This is a genomic window from Helicobacter sp. 13S00401-1, assembly GCF_002272925.1.
Lineage (GTDB): Bacteria > Campylobacterota > Campylobacteria > Campylobacterales > Helicobacteraceae > Helicobacter_I.
The window spans coordinates 174,200-181,039 of the sequence record NZ_MLAR01000003.1 but is presented as its reverse complement, the minus strand read 5'-3'; the positions used below and the strand labels follow the sequence as shown (position 1 = coordinate 181,039).

Genomic DNA, 6,840 nt, shown 5'->3' with positions numbered 1-6,840 from the left:
GCTATATCTTTATTAGAACAATCTACTCAAGGTAATGTAAATATAGCTGATGATGCTACTAAGATATCTAGTAATGTAACTCATATAGCAGATGAGATAATGAGTGATGCTAATAGGAAGAAGGTGTAGAGAGGGGGGGGAGATAGACTTACAAGGATACTTTATTGATCTATTGGGTTTAATTAGATTGATAGGGTTTGTTAGATTGGTTTATTGGATTTGTTAGGTTGGTAATTTATTAGACTAATAGGTTTATTAGTAGAGTAATAGAGTAGTAAAAAGGAGATAGGAGAAGGGAAAGAGTAATAGAGTTGTGCTTATTAGTTATGACAATCTATTACAAAAAACCTCTAGTAAGTCTTTTTATACCCACCAAAATAATAAGCATAGTTTAAAGTTATATCACTACTAAAGCCTACGTAACTATTAAAGTACTCTTTATACTCTAAAGACAACATAGTCCTATTAATAACTGTAAGTAAGCCTATGCTTATAGTAGGACTTAAGCTCCCCTTTAAAGTATCACTATTTTTTGGGGATAAGAGGGCATTAAGGGCTGGGTTATAGTCTTTTATACCATTTTTTATATTTACATTTTTAGTTTTAAACATAAAGTAGTTTGAGTAAGCAAGACCTACTCCTAGCATGTAGCCAAACTGCACACCATCATTTCCAAATAGATGAAGTGCTTTTATATCTAAAAAGTACTTAGGTGAAAGCAGTGTGCCAGCATCTACTTTGGATATGGTGTAGTCCATGATGCGTGCTCCTATGCCTAAGACTCCTTCCAAGCCAAAAGTTCCTAGCTTTGTTTGTTTGGGGAAGTAGGCTACTCCTAGCTTTGCGCTAAAGTTCCCTCCAAGTATGTTTTCAGTTCCAGGCTGCAAGGAGGTTCCTACTATGTTGCTAGAAAGATTTTGTGTTACTTTAAAGGCATCTATACTTAAACCTGCGCCAGTTCCTGCAAGATAGCCAAAGCCATGCAAATCTCTTAAAGGTACTTTTGCATAACCTAGGGTGCTAAAAGATATGATTAAAGCACTTGCTAAACTTACATTTTTTATAAAACTTATCTTTTTTATCATCTTTAAGCCTCCTAAAAATCTTCCAAGTATGTTTTTTAGTACTTGCGCATTCAAGATGGATTCTAGTCTTTTTGTTTATCGTGGGATAGAGATAACAAAAGTTTATATTTTTTAGTACAAAACGTGTAATTTTTACCTTCACGCTTAAGCTAAAATTAGTTAAAATTAATTCTTATAATTAAAATATTAGGAGTTGAGTATGAGCGTTTTAAAATTCCTAGGGATAGCGGTTATAGGTGTATTTTTTATAGCTTGTCAAGGAAGTACTTCAAGCCCTAATAAAGATGATACTAAAAATGCTACTGACCCTAAAACTTCAACCATAAGTCCTAGCACCAAAGTAGCAAAAGACACAGCCCAGCCTATGAAATTTTTCAGGGCTATGTGTAGGAACTAATAGAGTTTAGGTTAAAAGCAAGTTACACACTTTTTATCTTTAAGTCTTAAAAACTTTAATAAATCTACTCCTTTTCTTTGTAGCAAGGAAAGGGGCCTTTAAGATACTAAAGTATACAAGTTCACTAGTATAAAAGTTACTAAAGGTGTTAGTTTTATCCCTATTGTAAGTTAAAGTAAGTTAAAATCTAGACTATTTTTCAATTTACTAATTAGGCAAAGACATGAACCTGACAAAAAACATTCAAAAAAACTATTTTAATAACTATCTAAAATATCTTGGAATCTTAGTCATAGGCATCTTTTTTATAGCTTGCCAAGGCGAGACTACAAACCATGATAAGACTCAAGCTAATGAAGCAAGCACAAAAACAACCCAAACTACAACTAAGAGTGACACTAAAGGCATGCAAGCTAATAAAGTAAGCAACACGGCAGCTAGTGATGTAGACTTAAGCAAGCCAGCAGAGCTTATAGTAGGGCATGAAGATGCTTACTATCCTTTTGCTAGCATAAAAGATGGCAAGCCAGTAGGCTATGACTTAGATGTAGTAAAACTTATAGGTGAAGTAGATCCAAACTTAACTATAAAATATAGTGGCGTGCCTTGGGCTAGTGTCATCTTAGGGTTAGATTCAGGACGTTTTAACGTCATAGCTAATCAGATAGGTAAAACTCAAATTAGAGAAGAAAAGTATATATTTAGTAAGTATCCTTACTTTATAAGCACATCTCAACTTATAGTTAGAGGTGATGATGATAGTATAAAAACTGTGGCTGACTTAAAGGGTAAAACCTTAGGTGCAAACATAGGGGCTAATCACACACTTATCTTAGAAAACTATGATAAAGCCCATGGGAATCTTTTTAAGATTAAGTACTATAAAGACTTAAACTCTCTTTTAACTGATCTTAGTCTTGGTAGGATAGATGGTACTTTAAACGACCCAGCAAGTATAAAGTATCAAGCACAAACTCAAGGCCTTAACCTAAAAGCCTTGCCTTTAGTTTTTGCTATAAATCCAATCTATTTTATGTATGAGAAAAAAGATACTGCTTTAAGAGATAGGATAGATGTAGACTTGAAAAAAGTTATAGATAGCGGAAAGTTAAAAGAGCTTTCAATTAAGTGGTTTGGGGATGATCAAACTAACTTAGATTCTGTAAACTCTAAGGCTGTTGTTAAGTAGATGCTTCATTACATACTAGAAGTTTTTATAAGCCTTATAAAGGGGCTGCCTTATACTCTACTTATAATGGCAGTAGGCTTTATCATAGGTAGTATCATAGGCTTTATATTAAGCTTGCTTCGTCTTTATAAAGTCTTTTTCTTTTCATGGCTAGCAGGAATTTATGTGTCTTTTTTTAGAGGCACTCCCTTGCTAGTTCAGATCTTAATTGCTTATCAAGGCTTGCCTTTGCTTTTAAGGGATACTAGTATCTATCCTTATATAAGAGACTTAGGAGCTATTTATTATGTACTTTTTGTATATGTTTTATACTCTAGTGCTTACTTAAGTGAGATTTTTAGATCAGCTCTTTTAAGTGTGCCTCACTCTCAGATGGAAGCAAGCTACTCAGTAGGTATGAGCACTCCTAAAGCGCTAATACATGTCATCATCCCTCAAGCTTTAAGTAATGCTATGCCTAATCTTTCTAACTTTATCATCTTGCTTATAAAAGATACTTCACTAGCAAGTATTGCAACTATCCCGGAGATAATGGGACTAGTTAATCAAGAGATAGCAAATACTAGATCAGTTTTTACTGTATTTTTAGTTGCCGCTGTGATTTACTGGGTGATATCTGTTGTGTTAGAAAAGACTTTTAATAAGTTAGAAAAAAGACATAGCTTGCATAAAAGGAAGATCTCATAGTGGCTAATATTATAAAAACAGAAGACTTTGTACACGAAAGAGAAAAAGATACATCTATAAAAGCTAGCGATATGGTAACTATTACTTCCCTTTATAAAAGCTTTAATAAGCTAGAGGTTTTAAAAGATATAAACCTAAGTATAGAAAAAGGGGAGATAGTAGCGCTTTTAGGGCCTAGTGGAAGTGGAAAAAGCACCCTTTTAAGGTGTTTAAATCTACTTGAGATTCCAACTTCTGGAAGTTTTATTATAGATGGTTATAAGTTTGATTCTAAGAAATATAATAAAAAAGATATCTTAAATATGCGCAAAAAAAGTGCTATGGTTTTTCAAGGCTATAACCTTTTTGCTAATAAAACAGCACTGGCTAATATAACCTTAGCCTTAAATGTAGTCTATAAGCAAGATAAAAAAGAGAGTGAAAAACTAGCCTTAGACTTGTTAAAAGAAGTAGGACTTGAAGATAAAAAAGATGTCTATCCTCATATGCTTAGTGGCGGACAACAACAGCGTATAGCTATAGCTAGAGCCCTAGCCCTAAAACCAAAAGTTATCCTTTTTGATGAGCCAACTTCTGCACTAGACCCTGAGCTAGTAGGAGAAGTTTTAAGCGTTATAGGTAAGATTAAAGATCAGACCATGCTTATAGTAACTCATGAGATGGAGTTTGCAAGAAAAGTAGCTCAAAGGATAGTTTTTATGAGTGAAGGAAGTATAGTAGAGATAACTAGTAGTGAAGAGTTTTTTTCTAATCCTAAGACTGAGAGGGCAAAAAGCTTTTTAGAAAACTTTCATAAAAGATTTTAAGTAAAAAGCACTACTTTTATAGAATCTTAATAAAACTATAAATATGTACTACTCATAAAAACAAAACTAATAATATAGATTAAAAAAACATTCACACATTAGAGCCTCGGCTAAAAATATGAAAAAGTTAATAAAAAAGCCTCTTTATCTCTATTGCGAAAGAAAAGAGGCTCTTGTGTAAAGGAAGATAATGCAAAATTTGTTCTTTAACTTAACCCAAAACTTAAAGGACGTTTAATGTATCAAAGGGAATTGCTACACGAAAACTAAATCTAATGTTGTAAATCATTTGATTTATGAGTGGTATATTATCAGAGCTAAACTTAAAGCATTATTAAAAATAAGAATTAATATCAAAATATAAAACTAAAATACTTATCTCTGTTTAATGGAAAATTTGGCAAAGAAATGTAGAATCATGCGTAATAAACCACACTCCAAGGATGCCTACATGCAACAAATCCAAAAAGCTTTAACCTTTGAAGACATTTTATTAGTGCCTGCTTACTCTGATATCCTCCCAAAAGAGGTAAACTTAAACTCCCATCTAACTCGCAATATCACTCTTAATACCCCCTTTTTAAGTGCTGCTATGGATACTGTTACTGAGTTTAAAACAGCTATTGCCATGGCTAGGATTGGTGGGGTTGGCATTATCCATAAAAATATGCCAGTAGTTGAGCAAGCTAAACAAGTAGCCCAAGTTAAAAAAAGTGAAAGTGGGATAATCACTGATCCAGTTTTCATACACGCTTATGATTCTTTACAAAAGGCTAAAAATATAACTGATACTTATAAGATCTCTGGTGTGCCAGTTATAGATGATAGGGGTGTTTTAATAGGGATTTTAACTAATCGCGATTTAAGATTTGAAACTAATATGGACAAAAGAGTGGGCGATGTTATGACTAAGTCACCACTTATAACTGCAAATGTAGGCATAAGCTTAAATGAAGCAAAAGACATTATGCACAAACATAGAATCGAAAAACTACCACTAGTAGATAAAGATAATGTTTTAAAAGGCTTAATCACCATAAAAGATATACAAAAAAACATAGAGTATCCTCACTCTAATAAAGATTCTAAAGGGCGTTTAAGAGTAGGGGGCGCTATAGGGGTTGGCCATATAGATAGGGCCTTAGAGTTAGTAAATGCTAATGTTGATGTATTAGTTTTAGATAGTGCACATGGGCATTCAAAAAATGTTATTAGCACCTTAAAAGAGTTAAAATCTAGAGTAAACGTAGACATTATAGTAGGTAATGTTGTAACTCCAAAAGCTGCCCTAGATCTAATAGATGCAGGAGCTGATGCAGTAAAAGTAGGCATAGGGCCAGGTAGCATTTGTACTACTAGGATAGTAGCAGGAGTTGGTATGCCTCAAGTTAGTGCTATAGCTAACTGTGCTGAAGTGGCTAAAAAGCATGGTGTGCCTATCATAGCTGATGGGGGGATTAAGTACTCAGGTGACGTAGCTAAGGCCTTAGCAGTTGGCGCAAGTAGCGTTATGATAGGGTCTTTATTAGCTGGCACTGAAGAAAGCCCGGGTGACTTAGTTATCTATCAAGGAAGACAGTATAAAAGCTATAGAGGTATGGGGTCAATAGGAGCTATGACTAAAGGAAGTAGTGATAGGTACTTTCAAGAAGGCACAGCAGTAGATAAGCTAGTGCCAGAAGGGATAGAAGGCAGGGTTCCTTTTAGAGGTAAAGTAGGTGATGTTATGTATCAGTTAATAGGGGGATTAAGAAGTTCTATGGGCTATCTTGGAGCTAGCACTATAAAAGATATGTGGGGAGCTGAGATAGTCCAAATCACTCAAGCAGGCCTAAGAGAAAGCCACGTCCATGATGTAGATATAACTAAAGAAGCACCAAACTATCATGGCTAGACTAGACCCAGCCTTTCATGACATGCTAGTTGCCATGGGTGAGGCACAAAAAGATATGAGTTTAGAAGCAAAGATAAAAAAGGAAGCTAAGATGGACTTAAAAGATGTGGAATCTAAAAGGATGTTAGTAAGCCCTAGCATATTAAGTGCTAACTTTTTAAAGCTTGGCGAAGATATATTAAGTGTTAGTTCTAGTGATATGCTGCATATTGATGTGATGGATGGACACTTTGTGCCTAATATGACTATAGGGCCACTAGTGTGTGAAAACATACACACTATTACAAACTTGCCCTTAGATGTACATTTAATGGTAGAAAATACTGACTTTTTTATAGATCTTTTTGCGCCTTTAAAGCCTAAGTTTATAAGTGTGCATTTAACAAATGCTACTCATCTTCATAGAAGCTTACAAAAGATAAGAAGTTTAGGTATAAGCCCTTCAGTAGTGCTTAATCCCCATGAAGATCCAAGTGCTTTAGAGTACATCCTTCCAGAGCTTGATATGGTCTTATTAATGAGCGTTAATCCAGGCTTTGGTGGTCAAAGCTTTATAGAATCTACTTTTAAAAAGATAGCCCATTTAAAAGAGATGACAACTAGGCTTAATCCAAAGTGTTTAATCGAAGTAGATGGCGGTGTAAATGACACTAATATAAAAGCTTTAAGTGAGTTAGGAGTAGATGTAGTAGTTTCAGGTAATTATATATTTAAAGCTAAAGATAGAAAAAGCGCTATAAAGTCTTTGCAGATCCCAGCAGAGACATCTTTAAGATAAGACT

At 34.3% G+C, this 6,840-nt stretch carries 7 protein-coding genes; 6 read left to right on the top strand and 1 reads right to left on the bottom strand.

All coding sequences use genetic code 11. From position 1 onward, the window contains the following. Nucleotides 1–350 precede the first annotated feature (350 nt). A complete protein-coding gene (locus BKH43_RS03170) occupies nt 351–1,085 on the bottom strand; it encodes a hypothetical protein (protein WP_143429020.1) in 735 nt (244 codons plus the stop codon). Between the two features lie 199 nt (nt 1,086–1,284). On the opposite strand from BKH43_RS03170, the gene BKH43_RS03165 reads away from it, so the two are divergent. The 6 genes from BKH43_RS03165 (at nt 1,285) to rpe (ending at nt 6,836) form a co-directional block, all read left to right on the top strand. Next, the gene (locus BKH43_RS03165) at nt 1,285–1,482 is read left to right on the top strand and encodes a hypothetical protein (RefSeq protein ID WP_095228473.1); all 198 of its coding nucleotides are present in this window, start codon (nt 1,285–1,287) and stop codon (nt 1,480–1,482) included. A 223-nt stretch (nt 1,483–1,705) separates the two neighbouring features. Then, nucleotides 1,706–2,671 carry a transporter substrate-binding domain-containing protein gene (locus BKH43_RS03160; RefSeq protein ID WP_095228471.1) on the top strand — a complete coding sequence of 322 codons (966 nt, stop codon included), beginning with the start codon at nt 1,706–1,708 and terminating at the stop codon, nt 2,669–2,671. Continuing rightward, complete coding sequence (locus BKH43_RS03155; protein ID WP_095228469.1) at nt 2,672–3,358, top strand: amino acid ABC transporter permease; 687 nt, start codon at nt 2,672–2,674, stop codon at nt 3,356–3,358. 71 nt (nt 3,359–3,429) lie between these two features. After that, entirely contained in the window at nt 3,430–4,164 is a 735-nt protein-coding gene (locus tag BKH43_RS03150; protein WP_095228501.1) for an amino acid ABC transporter ATP-binding protein, read from the top strand. Nucleotides 4,165–4,615: 451 nt separating this feature from the next. Further along, the gene (gene guaB / locus BKH43_RS03145) at nt 4,616–6,058 is read left to right on the top strand and encodes an IMP dehydrogenase (protein ID WP_095228467.1); all 1,443 of its coding nucleotides are present in this window, start codon (nt 4,616–4,618) and stop codon (nt 6,056–6,058) included. Nucleotides 6,059–6,179: 121 nt separating this feature from the next. After that, nucleotides 6,180–6,836: a ribulose-phosphate 3-epimerase gene (rpe, locus tag BKH43_RS03140; protein WP_095228499.1), complete on the top strand. Its 657-nt coding sequence runs from the start codon at nt 6,180–6,182 to the stop codon at nt 6,834–6,836. Nucleotides 6,837–6,840 lie beyond the last annotated feature (4 nt).

Bases quoted from the DNA above. Each gene is read 5' to 3' on its own strand.
- BKH43_RS03170 (WP_143429020.1), bottom strand. From the start codon at position 1,085: ATGATAAAAAAGATAAGTTTTATAAAAAATGTAAGTTTAGCAAGTGCT.
- BKH43_RS03165 (WP_095228473.1), top strand. From the start codon at position 1,285: ATGAGCGTTTTAAAATTCCTAGGGATAGCGGTTATAGGTGTATTTTTT.
- BKH43_RS03160 (WP_095228471.1), top strand. From the start codon at position 1,706: ATGAACCTGACAAAAAACATTCAAAAAAACTATTTTAATAACTATCTA.
- BKH43_RS03155 (WP_095228469.1), top strand. From the start codon at position 2,672: ATGCTTCATTACATACTAGAAGTTTTTATAAGCCTTATAAAGGGGCTG.
- BKH43_RS03150 (WP_095228501.1), top strand. From the start codon at position 3,430: ATGGTAACTATTACTTCCCTTTATAAAAGCTTTAATAAGCTAGAGGTT.
- guaB (WP_095228467.1), top strand. From the start codon at position 4,616: ATGCAACAAATCCAAAAAGCTTTAACCTTTGAAGACATTTTATTAGTG.
- rpe (WP_095228499.1), top strand. From the start codon at position 6,180: ATGTTAGTAAGCCCTAGCATATTAAGTGCTAACTTTTTAAAGCTTGGC.